Genomic DNA, 15,738 nt, shown 5'->3' on the forward strand with positions numbered 1-15,738 from the left:
CAAAAGGTAAGGATATGTCGCGAACTCCTCAGTTCTGCGGCGCAAACCCGCGGACTTGAGCGCTCGGCAGGCGAATACCAAAGGTGTTGGCGCCGCCTTCGCTGCGCACGAAAACACTCCCGCCATGCATCAAGGCGATGGCCTTGACGATTGCCAGGCCCAAGCCATGATTGCCACTGCCGGTATTGGTGCGGGCAGCATCGACCCGGTAGAAGCGTTCGAACAACAGCGCCAGGTGCTCGTCGGCAATGGCGGGGCCCGGGTTGCTCACGGCGATGCTGACATGCTCCGGCCCTGCCTCGATGTGCACCGCGATGATTTGCTGGGGCGCGGTGTGCTGCACGGCATTGTTGAGCAGGTTGATCAGTGCCCGGCGCAGTTGGGCTTTCTCGATCGGCGCCAGCGCATCGCCGCTGACACTGACCTTCACCTGGGCGTCTTCAAGGATGTAGTCCAGGTAGTCGAGGGTGGTGGCGACTTCTTCGGCCAGTGACGCCTGGGTCAGCGAGGTGGCCTTGCTGCCCTGGTCGGCGCTGGCCAAAAACAGCATGTCGTTGATGATGCTGCGCAGCCGTTCGAGCTCTTCAAGGTTCGATTGCAGAACCTCGAAGTAGTGTTCGGCGCTGCGTCCGCGGGTCAGCGCCACCTGGGTCTGGCCGATCAGGTTGGTCAGCGGCGAGCGCAGTTCGTGGGCGACATCGGCGTTAAATGCTTCCAGGCGCGAGTAGGCCAGGCTGACCCGGTCCAGCGCTGCGTTGAAGGCGCCAGCGAACTGCGCCAGCTCAGGTGCCAGATCGTGGGTTTGCAGGCGTCCGTCCAGGCGCGGGGGGGCCAAGGCTTGCGCTTCATTGGACAGCGCCAGTAACGGCCGCAGGCCGATCCGCGCCACCCAGTAGCCGAGCACCGCAGCCAGCAGCACGCCAAGCACGGCCAGGCCGACGATGGCCACCAGCAGGCTGTGTTGGGCCTGCCAGAAGGTTTCGGTATCGATGCCGATCATGAAGCGCAGGGCTGGCCGCTCACCCAGGGCCGGCAGTTCGCTGACCAGCACTTTGTACGGATAGGGGCTGTCGGCCAGGCGCAGATCGCGCATGCCCTGCGCGCCTTCGGCGAAGGCGCGGACCTGCTCGGTCGGTTTGCCATACTCGTAGGCCGGATCGCTGCTCACCACCCAGAAGCGAATGCGCCGGTCTTCTTCGCTCAGCAGGTTGAGCTTGTTGTGAATCTTCACCCAATGCTCGCGGGTGCCGAAGCGATTGAGGGTCGACTCCAGCACGCTGAAGCGCGCATCCAGCTCGGCCGCCGGGAGCATGTCCAGGCTGCGGTCGACCTGACGATACAGGGCAGTGCCGATCAGCAGGAACACGCCCATCGCCACCAGCAGAAACAGCGCCGCCAGGCGCAGGGCGATGGAGTTAGCCGGCACGGTTTTCCAGGACATAGCCCATGCCTCGAATGGTATGCAGCAGCTTGTTGTCGAACGGCCCGTCGAGCTTGGCCCGTAGGCGTTTGATGGCCACCTCGACGACATTCGCGTCGCTGTCGAAATTGATGTCCCAGACCAGCTCGGCGATGGCGGTCTTGGAAAGGATTTCGCCCTGGCGGCGGGCTAGCACGCTGAGCAGCGAGAACTCCTTGGCGGTCAGCTCCAGACGTTGCCCGGCGCGGCTGGCCTTGCGACTGATCAGGTCGATCCACAAGTCGCCGACCTGCACCTGCAAGGGCTCATGGTTGCTGCTGCGGCGCGTCAGTGCTTGCAGGCGCGCGACCAGCTCAAGGAACGAAAACGGCTTGCCCAGGTAGTCGTCGGCGCCTTCGCGCAGGCCGTGGATGCGGTCTTCGACGCGCTCGCGGGCGGTCAGCATGATCACCGGCGTCTGCTTGCGTGCACGCAATGCGCGCAGCACGCCGTAGCCATCCAGGCCGGGCAGCATGACGTCGAGGACGATCACCGCGTAGTCGCCTTCCAGGGCCAGGTGCAGGCCGTCGATGCCGTCACGGGCCAGGTCGACGGTAAAGCCCTGTTCGCTCAAGCCGCGATGCAGGTAGTCGGCGGTTTTCTCTTCGTCTTCGATGATCAGTACACGCATGCTCTTGTCTCAACTGGCGTTCGGCGCGGCTGCGGTGGCGGCCTGGCGGCGATGGAACAGACGCTCCAGGGCCAAGTATATGACCGGGGTGGTGAACAGCGTCAGCGCCTGGCTCACCACCAGCCCACCGACTACCGCAATGCCTAGCGGCTGGCGCAGCTCAGCGCCAGTGCCAAAGCCGAACATCAGCGGGACTGCGCCGAGCAAGGCGGCCAGGGTGGTCATGATGATCGGCCGAAAGCGCGTCAAGCACGCTTGATGGATCGCCTGCTCCGGAGTAAGGCCCTGCTTGCGCTGCGCCTCCAGGGCGAAGTCGATCAACAGGATGCCGTTCTTCTTGACGATGCCGATCAGCAGCACCACGCCGATCAAGCCCATGATGCTGAAGTCCTGACCCATCGCCCACAGCAGGATCAACGCCCCCAGGCCGGCCGAGGGCAGGGTGGAGATGATGGTCAGCGGGTGGACGAAGCTCTCGTAGAGCACGCCGAGAATGATGTACACCGCCACCAGCGCAGCGAGGATCAGCCACGGCTGGCTCGACAGCGAACTCTGGAAGGCCTGGGCGGCGCCCTGGAAGTTGCCGGCAATCGAGTCGGGCATGCCCAGTTCGCGCTGGGTCTGGTCGAGGATGCGCACCGCATCGCCCAGGGCTACCCCGGGCGCCAGGTTGAACGACAGGTTGGCGGCCGGGAACAGGCCGTCATGGGCGATCGACAGTGGCCCGGTGCTTGGCGCGGCGACGTGCGCGAGGGCCGACAGTGGCACCATTTGGTTGGTCAGCGGTGAGCGCAGGTAGAAGTAATTGAGGCTCTCGGCCTTGCCACGCTGGCGGGCATCCAGTTCGAGAATCACTTTGTACTGGTTGGTCTCGGTCTGGAATTCACTGATCTGCCGCTGGCCGAAGGCGTCATACAACGCTTGGTCGACATCGGTGGTGGTCAGGCCGAAGCGCGCTGCGGCCTGGCGGTCGATCTCGATGCGGGTGACGCTGGCGCCCAACTGCAGGTCGTTGGACAGGTCGCGAAACGCCGGGATCTCGCGCAGGCGCTCGGTCAAGCGCTGGGTCCAGAGGTTCAGGGCGACGCCGTCATTACTCTTGAGCACGTACTGGTACTGGGTGCGCGAGGGCCCGGAGCTGAGGTTGATATCCTGCCCGGCACGCATGTACAGCACCACCCCGGGGACTTTCGCCAGTTGCGGGCGCAGCCGGTCGATCAGCTCGCTGGCCGACACATCGCGCTCGCCACGGGGCTTGAGGGCGATCCAAAAGCGGCCGTTGGCGATGGTCTGGTTGTTGCCGGTGACCCCCACCGCGTGGGAGAAGGCGCGCACCGCAGGGTCAGCCTCGATGATCCTGGCCAGCGCCTGATGCTTTTCGATCATCGCCGGATAAGAGACGTCGGCCGCTGCCTCGCTGGTGCCGAGGATGAAACCGGTGTCTTGCAGCGGGAAGAAGCCTTTGGGGATGGCCACGTAGCCGACCACCGCCAGCGCCAGGGTCAGGCCGAACACGCCGAGGGTCAGGCGTTGATGGGCGAGGGCGCGGTTCAGGCCTTTTTCGTACCAGCGCACCAGGCGCTCGCCGAAGCCGTCGTGATGCTCCTTGGGTGGCCGGCGCATGAACAGCGCGCACAGGGTCGGCGCCAGGGTCAGCGATACCACCACCGAAATCAGGATGGTCGAGGTCGCGGTGAGGGCGAACTCCTTGAACAGCCGTCCAACCACGCCGCCCATGAACAACAGAGGGATGAATGCGGCGATCAGCGAGAAGCTGATCGATATCACGGTAAAGCCGATCTCGCCGGCGCCTTTTATTGCCGCGGTGCGGCTGTCGTCGCCAGCCTCCAGGTGGCGGTGGATGTTCTCTACCACCACGATCGCATCGTCGACCACGAAGCCTACCGAGATGACGATGGCCACCAGGGTCAGGTTGTTCAAGCTGAAACCAAAGATATACATCAGCGCGCAGCTGGCGATCAGCGACACGCCCAGAACACTGGACACCACCAAGGTCGCCGACCATTGGCGCAGAAACAACGCCATCACGCCGATCACCAGGATCACCGCGATCATCAAGGTCAGTTCCACCTCATGCAGCGAGGCGCGGATGGTCTGGGTGCGGTCTTGCAGCACCGACACCTCGACCGAGGCCGGGAGCATTTCCTGCAGACGGGGTAGCGCCTCCAGCACCCGGTCGACGGTATCGACGATGTTCGCCCCAGGCTGGCGGAACACCACCAGGTTCAGCCCGGGCTGATCGCCAGACCAGGATTTGACGTAGGCGTTTTCCGCGCCCTGGATCACCTTGGCCACATCCGACAGGTGTACCGGCGCGCCGTCGCGGTAGGAGACGATCAGCTTTGCGTAGTCCTCGGGGTGGAACAGCTGGTCGTTGGCGGCCAGGGTCGACACGCTGTGCTCGCCGTACAGCGCGCCCTTGGCCAGGTTCAGGCTGGTCTGCTGGATAGCCAGGCGCAGGTCGGCCAGGGTCAGGCCGATGGCGGCGAGTTTCTCCGGCTGGGCCTGGACGCGGATCGCCGGGCGCAGTTGGCCGGTAATGTTGATCAGGCCAACCCCGTCGATCTGGCTCAACTGTCGCGCCAGCAAGGTCTCGGTGTAGTCGCTCAGCTCGTTGCCGGGCATCTGCGCGGAGCTGACGGTGAGTACCAGCACGGGGCTGTCGGCCGGGTTGACCTTGCGCCAGGTCGGCGGGTTGGGCAGGTCCTGGGGCAGGCGTGCGGTGGCGGTGTTGATCGCCGCCTGAACTTCCTGGGCGGCGGTGTCGATGTTCTTGTCGAGGGTGAATTGCAGGATCAGGTTGGTCGAGCCCAGCGCGCTGCTGCTGGTCATCTGGGTCATGCCGGGGATGGCGCTGAACTGTACTTCCAGTGGCGTGGCCACCGACGAGGCCATGGTTTCCGGGCTGGCGCCGGGCAGCTGCGCGGTAACCTGGATGGTCGGGAAATCTGCCTCTGGCAAGGGTGCCACGGGCAAGCGTGGGAAAGCGATGGCGCCAAGCAGGACCAGGGCGAAGGTCAGCAGCAGGGTGGCGACTGGGTGGTCGATGCACCAGGCGCTAAGACCGTTGCGGGTAGTCATGGCTGCGCCCTGCGATCGGCCATCTCAGTGCTGTTGGGCGCGTCGCTCAGCACTTCGACGTGAGCCCCCGGCTTGAGCCGCGACTGACCATCGAGTACCAGCCGATCACCGGCTTTGACCCCGGCAATGATGTTCAGCGTACTGTCCTGGAACAGCACCTTGACCGGCACACTGGTGACCTTGTCGCCGTCCAGGCGGTAGACGAAATGGCCGTCGACGCCGCGCTGGACCACGGGTGGCGGTACCACCAGCGCGCTTTCTTCGACCGCGGTGCGCAGCTTTATCGTCACCAGTTGGCCGGGCCAGAGCAGCCCATCCTGGTTGTCGAATTCGGCCTTGACCCGCAGCGTGCCGGTGGTGGCCGAGATCTGGTTGTCGATCAGGGCCAGATGTCCCTCGGCGAGCAGTTTGCTTTCGCCGTCGGCATCCAGGTAGGCCTGGACCACGGCCGGGGTTGGCGCCTTGAGCAGGCTTTGCAGGGTCGGCAGCATCTGCTGGGGCAGGGCGAACTCGATGCCGATCGGGTCGATCTGGGTCACGCTGAACAGGCTCTGGGTATCGCTGGTGCGCACCAGGTTGCCGGGGTCGACATTGCGTATGCCAACTCGCCCGGTTACCGGGGAGCGGATCTGCGTATAAGAAAGCTGTACCTGGGCATTGGCGATGGCCGCCTGGTTGCCCTTGCCGGTGGCTTGCAACTGATTGACCAGCGCCTGTTGCTGGTCGAGGGTCTGTTTGGAGACGCCATCGTCGCTGCTGAGCAGCTTGTAGCGCTTAAGATCGACCCCGGCCACTTGCAGCTGCGCCTGGCTCTGGCCGAGCTGGGCACGCGCCTGGTCGAGGCTGGCGCGGATAGCCCGATCGTCGAGGGTGGCGAGCAGGTCCCCCTGCTTAACCCACTGGCCTTCCTTGACCAGCACTTGGGTCAGCACGCCTTCGACCTGTGGCCGAATCTCGACACTGTGCAATGACAGCACCGAGCCAATGGCGCTGGCATAGCGCGGCACATCCTGCTGGGCGACGCTGACCACCCGCACTGGAATCGCCGTTTGCGCACGGACGGCCGGCGCCGATTGGCGTTGGCTCAGCCAGCCGCCTGCGCCAATCAGGGCAATGAGCGCCAGGGCGGCAAGAAACACAGAGCGGGACGGACGTCGCATCGGGTCGGGCACCGTAGGCGGGGGGTGAGAAAACGGATGTCTGTACTCAAGCTTATAGCGCTGTGATCGGGTCGCCAGCGTGACGCCAAGCTGACGGCGCTGACAGTTTCGGCAGGTTAGTGGCGAAATGCCAATATGCTGCCCCAGATCAATGTTTCTCTGCTAGTTGGCCATAGAGTCGAACGCCCTGCCGATCTTCCCGACAAGAACGAGAGCCGCCGATGAAGTGCAATGTGCCTGTTACCGGTCGCCAAGTGGAGTACCCCGGCGATGCGAACATCCTGTCCACCACCGACCTGGACAGCCTGATCACCTATGCCAATGACGATTTCGTGCGCATCAGTGGCTTTGCCCGCGACGAATTGCTCGGCCAAGCGCATCACCTGGTGCGCCACCCCGACATGCCGCCGCAGGCGTTCGAGCAGATGTGGCGGGCGCTGAAGGCCGGCAGTTCATGGATGGGACTGGTCAAGAACCGCTGCAAGAATGGCGATCACTATTGGGTCAGCGCCTTCGTTTCGCCGATCAGTAGTGGCGGTAATACCGTCGAGTATCAGTCGGTGCGCACCCGGCCGACTGCAGAGCAGGTCGCCGCCGCCGAGCACTGTTATGCACGCTTGCGCGCGGGGCGGCGAGGTTGGCGCCAGCGCTTGCCGGTGGTGGGCTTGGGCCTGCGCGCATGCGTGGCGGTGGCGGCCGCCTTGGTGGTGGTGCTCGGCGCTGGGCATTGGTGGCTGGGCACGCCTTGGCAGGCTGCATTGCTGGAGTTGCTGTTGGCCGCTGGCTTGAGCAGTCTGGCGATTGTGCTGGTGTTGCGCCCGTTCGAGCGCTTGCGCCGCCAGGCGCTGAGCATTGCCGACAATCCGCTGAGCCAGCAGCTGTATACCGGACGGCGCGACGGCATCGGCCAGATCGAGTTCGCCATGCGTATGCTCAAGGCGCAGCTGGGCGCGGTGGTTGGGCGTATCGGCGATACCTCGGCGCGTCTGGCTGGCCATTCCGGAGCCTTGGTCAATGCCCTGCAGGCCAGTCACGCCAACAGCCTGGATCAGCAGAACGAAGCCGATCAAGTCGCCACCGCGATCCACCAGATGAGCGCCAGCGTCGCCCAGGTTGCCAGTAGCGCCCAGTTGGCCTCGATGGCCGCTGACCAGGCTGAGGACGAGACCCAGGCCGGCCACCAGTTGGTCGACCGCAATCGCTGCGCGATCCAGGATCTGGCAGGCTCGTTGGTAGAGGCCAGTGAAGTGGTGCAGCAGTTGGAGGGCCACAGCAGCGAGATTTCCGGAGTGCTGGATGTCATTCGCGGGATTGCCGAGCAGACCAACCTGCTGGCCTTGAACGCTGCGATCGAAGCGGCGCGCGCCGGCGATCAGGGGCGCGGCTTTGCCGTGGTTGCCGACGAGGTTCGCGGCTTGGCCCAGCGCACGGCGCAGTCGACCCATGAAATCCAACGCATGATTGGCGCCCTGCAGGAAGGCGCGCGTGCTGCCGTGCAGGTGATGCAGCAGAGCAGCGCCCACGCAGGACACAGCGTGAGCCAGGCGCAGTTGGCCAGCGGCGCGCTGGATAGCATCAGCGTGCGGGTCAACCAGATCAACGAGATGAGCTTGCAGATTGCGGCGGCGGTAGAGCAGCAGAGTCAGGTCAGCGAGAGCATCAACCGCAACATCGTCAGCATTCGCCAGGCCAGTGAGGCGACCGTCGATGTGGGCCAGCGCAGTCATACCCGGGCCAGTGATGTGGCGGATTTGGCGCAGGATCTGCGGCGCTTGGCCGATGAGTTCTGGCGGCGCTGTCAGTGATCCTTGCTGTGCCCGTGCCGGCCTCATCGCGGGGCAAGCCCGCTCCCACGCATGTTGTTGAATCCAGGAGCAATGAGCTGCGCCCCAGATGTTGGACACCCATCCATCATCTGGGGCGCAGCTCACAATTGCGTGGGAGCGGGCTTGCCCCGCGATGAGGCCGGCGCTGCCTCAGAAACCTATGAAGGCATAATAGACAGGCGGCTCGGCGGTGATTTGCAGGCCGTGACTCACAAGGGTACTGGCGAGCTCTGAGTCCGCTACATGCACAGTCCAAGGCGCACGATCATCGCTGATGACCTGCTCCAGCGCATTAGCGAAAGCCGCCATTTCCGGCAAATAGGCGGTAAAGCCATTGCCCTTCAGCGCGCTGGTGGTCATGCCCAGCGCCTGACAAATCGCCACCTTGGCCGCGATATCGTCCCTATCCGCCTGGCGCGACGCGGCAATCAGCGCGACCAGCTGCGGATCCGCCAGTACCTGGCCATGGATCAATTCCGGCCCCTGCTCCCAGGCTTCGGGCGGGCAGTCTTTGTTTTCCGGGCGCAGTGGCAGGTGCGGGTTGATCTCTGCCGGGTAGATGCGACAAACCAGAGGCCGCGTCTCATAAATAGTGCACAGGTCCTGCGCATCGAGATTGCGACAGCGCCCGGGATTGAATGCAGCGAAAGTCACTGACACGCGCATTTGCCCAGTGCCGCAACTGACCGGGTGCGAACGCCCCAGCACGTGCTCGCGTTGCTCGACCGGCATGCCCGGGCCATCGGTGACGAAACCCTCGAGCAATACCACTACTTGGCCACCAGCCGCCGCCCATTGGCGCGACTCGGCCAAGGTCAACGGAACATGATGGCCGGTGCAGCACTTGCCGCAACCGGTGCAGGAAAAACGAATGCTGTCGTTCACTTGGCGCCTGGGTTCCACTCGCTGACGAACGCCTTCTTGTGTTGACGATCGTACAGGCACAGCTCAGTGCCGGTGCGTTGCTGCATGTGCTTCTGCGGATAGACGCCTTCGATCAGCAGGGCGCTGAAACCGACCTGGTCGTCGAACTCGGCTGGCTTACCGCGGGCGTGGGCGTCCTTGAGTTGGCTGGCGGACAGGCAGTCCTTGAGCATCTGTTGGCGATACTCGTTCCAGGCCTGGCTGCTGGAGGCCTGGGCGACACCTGTGGACAGGGCGCAGGCGATCAGGAGAAAGCTGAAATACTTCATACGCGATACCGGCATAAAACATCCGAGGGGCGCGAATTATGCCCCAGTCTCCCCAGGCATCAAGCCTGGGAGTTTGTCGCTGAATATATCAGGGTGGCCCAGCTTGCCTACTGGCATAACTGTCAGTGCTCAGCGAACACCACGGTGCGTGCGGCGGTCACCAGGCAGTCGGTCAGGTCCGGCGAGGAGAACTTGGTGAGGATCGCATTGGCGCCGGCGGTCTTGGCCTTTTCGCTGCTCATGGCGCTGTCCAGCGAGGTGTGCAGCAATATATAGAGGTGCTGGAAGTCGGGCGTCTCGCGCAGGGTGCGGGTAAAGGCGTAGCCGTCCATCTCCGACATCTCGATGTCGGAAACGATGATGTTGATCTCGCGCTCGGTGCCTTGCAGCTCCAACAGCACATTGATCGCGTCCTTGGCACTGCGCGCGGTGTGGCACTCGATCCCCAGGTTACGCAGGGTGTGCACCGATTGCTGCAGGGCTACCTGGCTGTCGTCGACGACCAGGATATTGGCGGCGGCCAACAGGCTGGCATCTTCCTCGCTCAGCTCGCCGGGATGCGGCTCGGGCTGAGGGGGGGCGATGGCATGGATGACCTTTTCAATGTCCAGCACCTGTACCAGGGTGTTATCGACCCGGGTCACGCCGGTGATGAACGAGCGGTTGCCCGAGCCGTAGGGCGGCGGTTTGATGTCGGTGCTCAGGCAATGCACGATGCGGCTCACCGCCTGCACGTGCAGGCCCTGGCGCGAGCGGCTGATCTCGGTGACGATCAGGCAACCGCCGTCCGGGTCGGCCAGCGGTCGCTCGCCGATGGCGCGCGACAGGTCGATCACCGACAACGAATTGCCGCGCAGGGTCGCCACGCCTTTTACGTGAGGGTGGGATTCCGGCAGCTTGGTCAGCGGCGGGCAGGTGATGATTTCGCTGACCTTGAGCAGGTTGATAGCCATCAGCTTGCCGCTGCGCAGGGTGAACAGCAGCAGGGACAACGAGTCCGCGCGGGCATTTTGCGTGGCCATGGGCAACCTTTGCGTGTGTCAGGAAAAGAGAGGATGCCGGGTTATCGGCCTGTGCTGGCTTGGCTTTAGGGGTTTTTCGGTCCGCTGCGATGGGCTGCAAAGCAGGCCCACCCCAATTCAGCGCAGCCCCAAGCGCTTGGCCACCCGGCTCAAATTGGCCCGATCCAGCCCCAATTCACGTGCCGCTGCCGCCCAGTTACCGTCGTGGCGCGCCAGGCACGCTTCGATCACTTGCCGCTGATAATCATCCAGCGCTTCCCGCAGGCCACCCTCGGGCAGGCTGGCCAAGACTTGCGCGCTTTCAACCGGCGCGGCATTGGTGGGCAGCACACTACGCAGATCCAGGTCCGCAGCCTCCAAGGTAAGAATCCGTGGCCGCTGCGGGTGCTGCCCGAGGGCCTTGAGTGCCGAGCGGCCGATCAGGTGCTCCAATTCACGCACATTGCCCGGCCAGTCATACGCCAGCAGCGCCGCCTGGGCCTCATGACTCAGACGCAAACTATTCAGGCCCAGGCGCGAACGGTTCTGCTCCAGGAAGTAGCCCGCAATCAGCAGCACATCACGGCCGCGCTCGCGCAGCGGTGGAACCTGCAACGGATACACGCTGAGCCGGTGATAGAAATCGGCGCGATAGCGGCCGTTGCGCACCTCATCGGCCAGGTCGCGGTTGGTCGCGGCGATCAGCCGGACATCGACCTGGTGCTCACGATCCGACCCCAAGCGCTGTAGCTGGCCGCTTTGCAACACGCGTAGCAGCTTGGCCTGTACCGTCAGCGACAACTCGCCCACCTCATCGAGAAACAACGTACCGCCATTGGCCAGTTCGAACTTTCCACGTCGTTCGCCATGGGCACCGGTGAACGCCCCGCGGACATGGCCAAACAGCTCGCTTTCGACCAGGGTGTCGGGCAGGGCCGCGCAGTTGAGGCTGATCAGTGGCTTGTCGGCGCGGCTGCTGGCCTGGTGCAGGGCTTGGGCCACCAGCTCCTTGCCGACGCCGGTCTCTCCGGTAATCAATACGGTCAGGTCACTGCCGCCTACCAGGCGGATTTCTTCTACCAAGCGTTTGTGCGCCTTGCTCTGGCCGATCAACTCCTTGTCTTGCCCGCTGGCCTGGCGATAGACCTCGGCGCGTTGCTGTTCGTCTTCCACGCGCAGAGCCAGATGCTCGATGCGCTCGGCCACGGTGACCGTGGCCGCTGCCAGGCTGGCGAACGCTTGCAGGGCATCCAGCTCCAGGCTCTGGAACTGACCGGGGGTCAAGGCATCCAGGGTCAGCAGGCCCCAGGGCTGTTCATCGACCATCAGCGGGCAGCCCATGCAATCGTGTACTTCCAGGTCGGCGTCGGGTGCATTGACCAAGCCGTCATAGGGATCAGGCAGTTGGCTGTCGCTGGCAAAGCGCGTCGGCTCGCTGCGGCTGAGCAGGATCTTGAAGCGCGGGTGCTCACTGACCCGAAAGCGCCTGCCCAAGGTGTCAGGGGCGAGGCCGTCGACCGCCAGCGGCACCAACCACTCGCCATCCAGGCGCAGCAAGGCAGCGGCGTCGCACGGCAGCAAATCGCGCATGGCCTGCAATAGGCGGCGATAGCGCTCTTGGTCGGGCAGGTCGCGCGACAGGTCGCTGACTAGGGGGAGGAGGGCAGTGAGCAACGGTTTTGCGGTCATAAAGACTCCTTTTGGTCGTTATGACTATACGCCTGCCGTTGTCATTTTGACACTGTGCCCCGCGAAGCCCCGAATACGCTGGGTTTTAGAGTTGGCACGATTGCTGTAATAGCCAAGGCATCCATTCGAAGCCACAGGCTCAGGAGTTGTCGCAATGCTCAATGCCGAACAACGTGCAATCATCAAAGCCACTGTCCCTCTGCTGGAAAGCGGTGGCGAGGCGCTGACCACCCACTTCTATAAGATGATGCTCAGCGAGTACCCCGAGGTACGCCCGCTTTTCAACCAGGCCCACCAGGCCAGCGGCGACCAGCCGCGCGCCCTGGCCAACGGTGTATTGATGTACGCCCGCCACATTGATCAGCTCGAGCAGCTCGGCGGGCTGGTTGGGCAGATCATCAACAAGCACGTAGCGCTGCAGATTCTGCCCGAACACTACCCGATCGTGGGGCGCTGCCTGCTGCGCGCCATCGAAGAAGTGCTTGGCAAGGACATCGCTACCCCTGAGGTGATCGATGCCTGGGCCGCGGCCTATGGTCAGTTGGCCGATATCCTGATCGGCGCCGAGGAAAACCTCTACAAACAGAAAGAAGAAGCCGCAGGCGGCTGGCGCGGCACGCGCGAGTTCCGCCTGGTGCGCCGCGAGCAAGAGAGCAGCGAGATCGTCTCCTTCTATTTCGCCCCGGTCGATGGCAAGCCGGTGCTCAAGGCCGAACCGGGCCAGTACATTGGTCTGCAACTGTTTATCGACGGTGCCGAGCAGCGTCGCAACTATTCCCTCTCGGCTTTGTGCGATGGCGAGCAATACCGCATCAGCGTCAAGCGTGAGGCCGGTGGCAAGGTGTCCAACTACCTGCATAACGGGTTCATGGTAGGCGATACCATCGCCCTGTTCCCGCCTGCAGGCGACTTCACCCTGGCGCAGAGCGACAAGCCGCTGGTGTTGATCAGCGGTGGGGTGGGCATCACTCCGACCTTGGCGATGCTGCAAGCGGCGCTTGCTACCGAGCGTCCGGTGCACTTCATTCACTGTGCGCGTAATGGCGCGGTGCATGCCTTCCGTGACTGGATTGACGGCCTGGCTGCGCGCCATCCGCAGCTCAAGCGTTTCTATTGCCATGCCGAGGAGGGCGGTGATGCCGATGCGGTGGGCTTGTTGAACGAGGAACTGTTGGCGCAGTGGCTGCCGCAGGAACGCGACGTCGATGCCTACTTCCTGGGGCCTAAGGCCTTCATGGCGGCGATCAAGCGTCAGCTCAAAGGGCTAGGTGTGCCAGAGGCGCAGAGCCGCTACGAGTTCTTTGGGCCGGCGGCTGCATTGGAGTAATCCTCCTGGCAGGTGCAGCATCATCGCGGGGCAAGCCCGCTCCCACGCGATAGCGTAGGAGCGGGCTTGCCCCGCGATGGCTGCTGCAGATGTTTCATCCTTAATCGCGCTTTAATCACTGTATCCTTCACTCGCGGGTGTCGAGGGGCTTGCGCCTGTCCGGCATTCGCGTCGCCATTTGTGCATGGCCGACGTTGAACTGACGTCGATCCGTCTGGTCCTAGAGCTCTGCGGATAGTGCCGTCACGCCACTCCTTCGACATTCAAGGTCATGTTCAGCGTGTAGACTGGCGCCCAGGTCGGCCTCAGCGCTGCCACTCTCCATCGAAGGAATCGGCAATGAACGAACAAACATCGCGCCTCAATCGTGAACGGCGCTTCCTGGTGCTGCTGGGGGTGATCTGTCTCGCCCTGATCGGCGGCGCGCTCTACATGCAGATCGTGCTCGGCGAGGCGCCATGCCCGTTGTGCATCCTGCAGCGCTACGCCTTGCTGCTGATCGCGGTGTTCGCGTTCATCGCAGCGGCCATGCCGGGCAAGCGCAGCCTGACGCTGTTCGAAGGCTTGGTCATGCTCAGCGCCATCGGCGGAATCGTTGCGGCTGGCCGCCATGTGTATATACTCGCCAACCCTGCGGTCAGTTGCGGCATCGATACCCTGCAACCGATCGTCGACGACTTGCCCCTGGCCAAGGTCTGGCCACTGGCGTTCCAGGTCGAGGGTTTCTGCAGCACCCCGTATCCGCCGATCCTGGGTCTGTCGCTGGCGCAATGGGCGCTGGTGGCGTTCATCCTGACCGCCATCCTGGTGCCGCTAGGCATCTATCGCAACCGCCGCGGGGCTTAGACCAAAGTCCCGAATTCGCGCAAGTCTGTTGCACCGCGAGAGAATCACCTGATCTCGCCTCCCAGTTGATCCAGATCAAACACAAAGCCTTGCAGAATGCGGGTTTCAGGCCTACTGGGAGGGGTGCGACAAACTGTCGCGAAGTTGATTTTTTGAGCAGGATTGTTACGCATTCTGTAAAAGACTGTTGCTCAATAAGTCATAGTAAAGGGGGGGCGACCTATCTACAATCGCCCCCAATTTCCGTTCGGCACTGCTTGCAAGTCGCAGGATTGAAGGAAGCCACGGCTCCTTTTTGCTGACTTCGTCAAGTTTCGCCCAACGGCGATACCGGGCGGACACCCCTCCGCGTTTTCCCGCACCAAATGGACTTGGTCTGAAGTACAGGCCGTTTGCCTACGAAACCAAAAGCACCGTAAAGCCCGCTCAACGCCAGGTCCTGCAGTCGGACCCCAGGCAGGAGCGAATTCGAGCCCAAATTGCTAACGCTTGGCAGGACGAAGTGTTGGCGAACAAAACACTATTGCATTGAAGCAAGCTGATCTAGAGGTCGTGAGATGAGTAAAAAGCGTTACCCCAGACTGTTTGGCATATTGCCCTTTTTAGGCATGCTTTTACTCAGTGGGTGCAACTGGACCCTGCTCGACCCGAAGGGCCAGGTCGGCATTGAGCAAAAGAACCTTATCCTGATCGCTACCGGCTTGATGCTGCTGGTGGTCGTGCCGGTCATCATCATGACCCTGGCGTTCGCCTGGAAGTACCGTGCTTCCAACAAGGCAGCCACCTACACCCCCGACTGGTCGCACTCGACCAAGATCGAGCTGGCGATCTGGATCATCCCGGTGATCATCATCTGCGCCCTGGGGTACTTCACCTACCTGTCCACCCACAAGCTGGACCCGTACCGTCCACTGGATTCCGATGTGAAGCCGGTGCAGATCGACGTGGTCGCGCTGGACTGGAAATGGCTGTTCATCTACCCGGAGCAGGGCATTGCCACGGTCAACAAGATCGTCTTCCCAGCTAACACCCCGGTCAACTTCCGCGTCACCTCCGACGCTGTGATGAACTCCTTCTTCATCCCAGGCCTGGGCGGTCAGATCTACGCCATGGCCGGTATGACTACCAAACTGCACCTGATCGCTAACGAGAACGGTGAGTTCGACGGTATCAGCGCCAACTACAGCGGCGCCGGTTTCACCGGTATGAAGTTCAAGGCCACTGCAACCTCCCAAGCTGACTTCGAGAAGTGGGTCGCTGAAGTCAAGCAGTCGCCGAAGAAGCTGGACAAGGCCGAATACGAAGCCTTGGCCAAACCAAGCGAATACAACCCAGTCGCGCTGTACAGCGAGGCTTCGGCTGACCAGTTCCAGATCATCGTCGACAAGTACGAAGGTATGAACCGCGGTCGTCCGAGCCACGAAGAAGAAGGCAGCAAGGATCTGGCCACAACCCAGGGTGTGGAGTCGAGTAAGCAACCAGCTGCCGGGGCAGAGGAGTAAGA

Annotated in this window: 12 protein-coding genes and 1 pseudogene; 5 read left to right on the plus strand and 8 right to left on the minus strand. The window is 63.0% G+C overall.

Annotated features, from left to right (window positions below):
* Window positions 1-28: 28 nt before the first annotated feature.
* Genes ACI2JX_RS14995 through ACI2JX_RS15010 form a run of 4 tightly spaced genes read right to left on the minus strand, consistent with a single transcriptional unit; the run spans window position 29 to window position 6,352 of the window.
* Window positions 29-1,441 carry a heavy metal sensor histidine kinase gene (locus tag ACI2JX_RS14995; RefSeq protein ID WP_404690379.1) on the minus strand — a complete coding sequence of 471 codons (1,413 nt, stop codon included), beginning with the start codon at window positions 1,439-1,441 and terminating at the stop codon, window positions 29-31.
* Complete coding sequence (locus ACI2JX_RS15000) at window positions 1,416-2,090, minus strand: heavy metal response regulator transcription factor (RefSeq protein ID WP_186554133.1); 675 nt, start codon at window positions 2,088-2,090, stop codon at window positions 1,416-1,418. The genes ACI2JX_RS14995 and ACI2JX_RS15000 overlap by 26 nt, the downstream gene beginning before the upstream one ends.
* A 9-nt stretch (window positions 2,091-2,099) precedes the next feature.
* On the minus strand, window positions 2,100-5,192 hold the full coding sequence (locus ACI2JX_RS15005; RefSeq protein WP_392463453.1) for a multidrug efflux RND transporter permease subunit: 3,093 nt from the start codon (window positions 5,190-5,192) through the stop codon (window positions 2,100-2,102).
* Complete coding sequence (locus tag ACI2JX_RS15010; protein ID WP_368973012.1) at window positions 5,189-6,352, minus strand: efflux RND transporter periplasmic adaptor subunit; 1,164 nt, start codon at window positions 6,350-6,352, stop codon at window positions 5,189-5,191. Before ACI2JX_RS15010 ends, ACI2JX_RS15005 begins: the two co-directional genes overlap by 4 nt.
* Before the next feature lie 221 nt (window positions 6,353-6,573).
* Between ACI2JX_RS15010 and ACI2JX_RS15015 the strand changes: the two are divergent.
* A pseudogene (locus ACI2JX_RS15015) lies at window positions 6,574-6,855 on the plus strand (PAS domain-containing protein); the annotation flags it as partial.
* A 180-nt stretch (window positions 6,856-7,035) separates the two neighbouring features.
* A complete protein-coding gene (locus ACI2JX_RS15020; protein ID WP_372353303.1) occupies window positions 7,036-8,157 on the plus strand; it encodes a methyl-accepting chemotaxis protein in 1,122 nt (373 codons plus the stop codon).
* Window positions 8,158-8,328: 171 nt separating this feature from the next.
* Here ACI2JX_RS15020 and ACI2JX_RS15025 read toward each other — a convergent pair whose 3' ends face one another.
* The 4 genes from ACI2JX_RS15025 to norR all read right to left on the minus strand — a co-directional run bounded on the left by ACI2JX_RS15025 (window position 8,329) and on the right by norR (window position 12,061).
* Window positions 8,329-9,063 carry a YkgJ family cysteine cluster protein gene (locus ACI2JX_RS15025; protein WP_404690380.1) on the minus strand — a complete coding sequence of 245 codons (735 nt, stop codon included), beginning with the start codon at window positions 9,061-9,063 and terminating at the stop codon, window positions 8,329-8,331.
* Window positions 9,060-9,371: a hypothetical protein gene (locus ACI2JX_RS15030; RefSeq protein WP_264234783.1), complete on the minus strand. Its 312-nt coding sequence runs from the start codon at window positions 9,369-9,371 to the stop codon at window positions 9,060-9,062. The genes ACI2JX_RS15025 and ACI2JX_RS15030 overlap by 4 nt, the downstream gene beginning before the upstream one ends.
* 122 nt (window positions 9,372-9,493) lie before the next feature.
* Window positions 9,494-10,393, minus strand: a complete 900-nt coding sequence (locus ACI2JX_RS15035) for a chemotaxis protein (RefSeq protein WP_264234784.1) — start codon at window positions 10,391-10,393, stop codon at window positions 9,494-9,496.
* 117 nt (window positions 10,394-10,510) lie between these two features.
* The gene (norR, locus tag ACI2JX_RS15040; RefSeq protein WP_404690381.1) at window positions 10,511-12,061 is read right to left on the minus strand and encodes a nitric oxide reductase transcriptional regulator NorR; all 1,551 of its coding nucleotides are present in this window, start codon (window positions 12,059-12,061) and stop codon (window positions 10,511-10,513) included.
* A 154-nt stretch (window positions 12,062-12,215) separates the two neighbouring features.
* Here norR and hmpA point away from each other — a divergent pair, with 154 nt between their 5' ends.
* The 3 genes from hmpA to cyoA all read left to right on the plus strand — a co-directional run bounded on the left by hmpA (window position 12,216) and on the right by cyoA (window position 15,736).
* The gene (gene hmpA / locus ACI2JX_RS15045) at window positions 12,216-13,388 is read left to right on the plus strand and encodes an NO-inducible flavohemoprotein (protein ID WP_404690382.1); all 1,173 of its coding nucleotides are present in this window, start codon (window positions 12,216-12,218) and stop codon (window positions 13,386-13,388) included.
* Window positions 13,389-13,727: 339 nt separating this feature from the next.
* Entirely contained in the window at window positions 13,728-14,234 is a 507-nt protein-coding gene (locus ACI2JX_RS15050) for a disulfide bond formation protein B (RefSeq protein WP_186554124.1), read from the plus strand.
* A gap of 557 nt (window positions 14,235-14,791) precedes the next feature.
* On the plus strand, window positions 14,792-15,736 hold the full coding sequence (gene cyoA / locus ACI2JX_RS15055; RefSeq protein WP_186554123.1) for a ubiquinol oxidase subunit II: 945 nt from the start codon (window positions 14,792-14,794) through the stop codon (window positions 15,734-15,736).
* The last annotated feature ends 2 nt before the right edge of the window (window positions 15,737-15,738 follow it).

The organism is Pseudomonas sp. NPDC088890 (assembly GCF_044900155.1).
Classification (GTDB): Bacteria; Pseudomonadota; Gammaproteobacteria; order Pseudomonadales; family Pseudomonadaceae; genus Aquipseudomonas; species Aquipseudomonas urmiensis.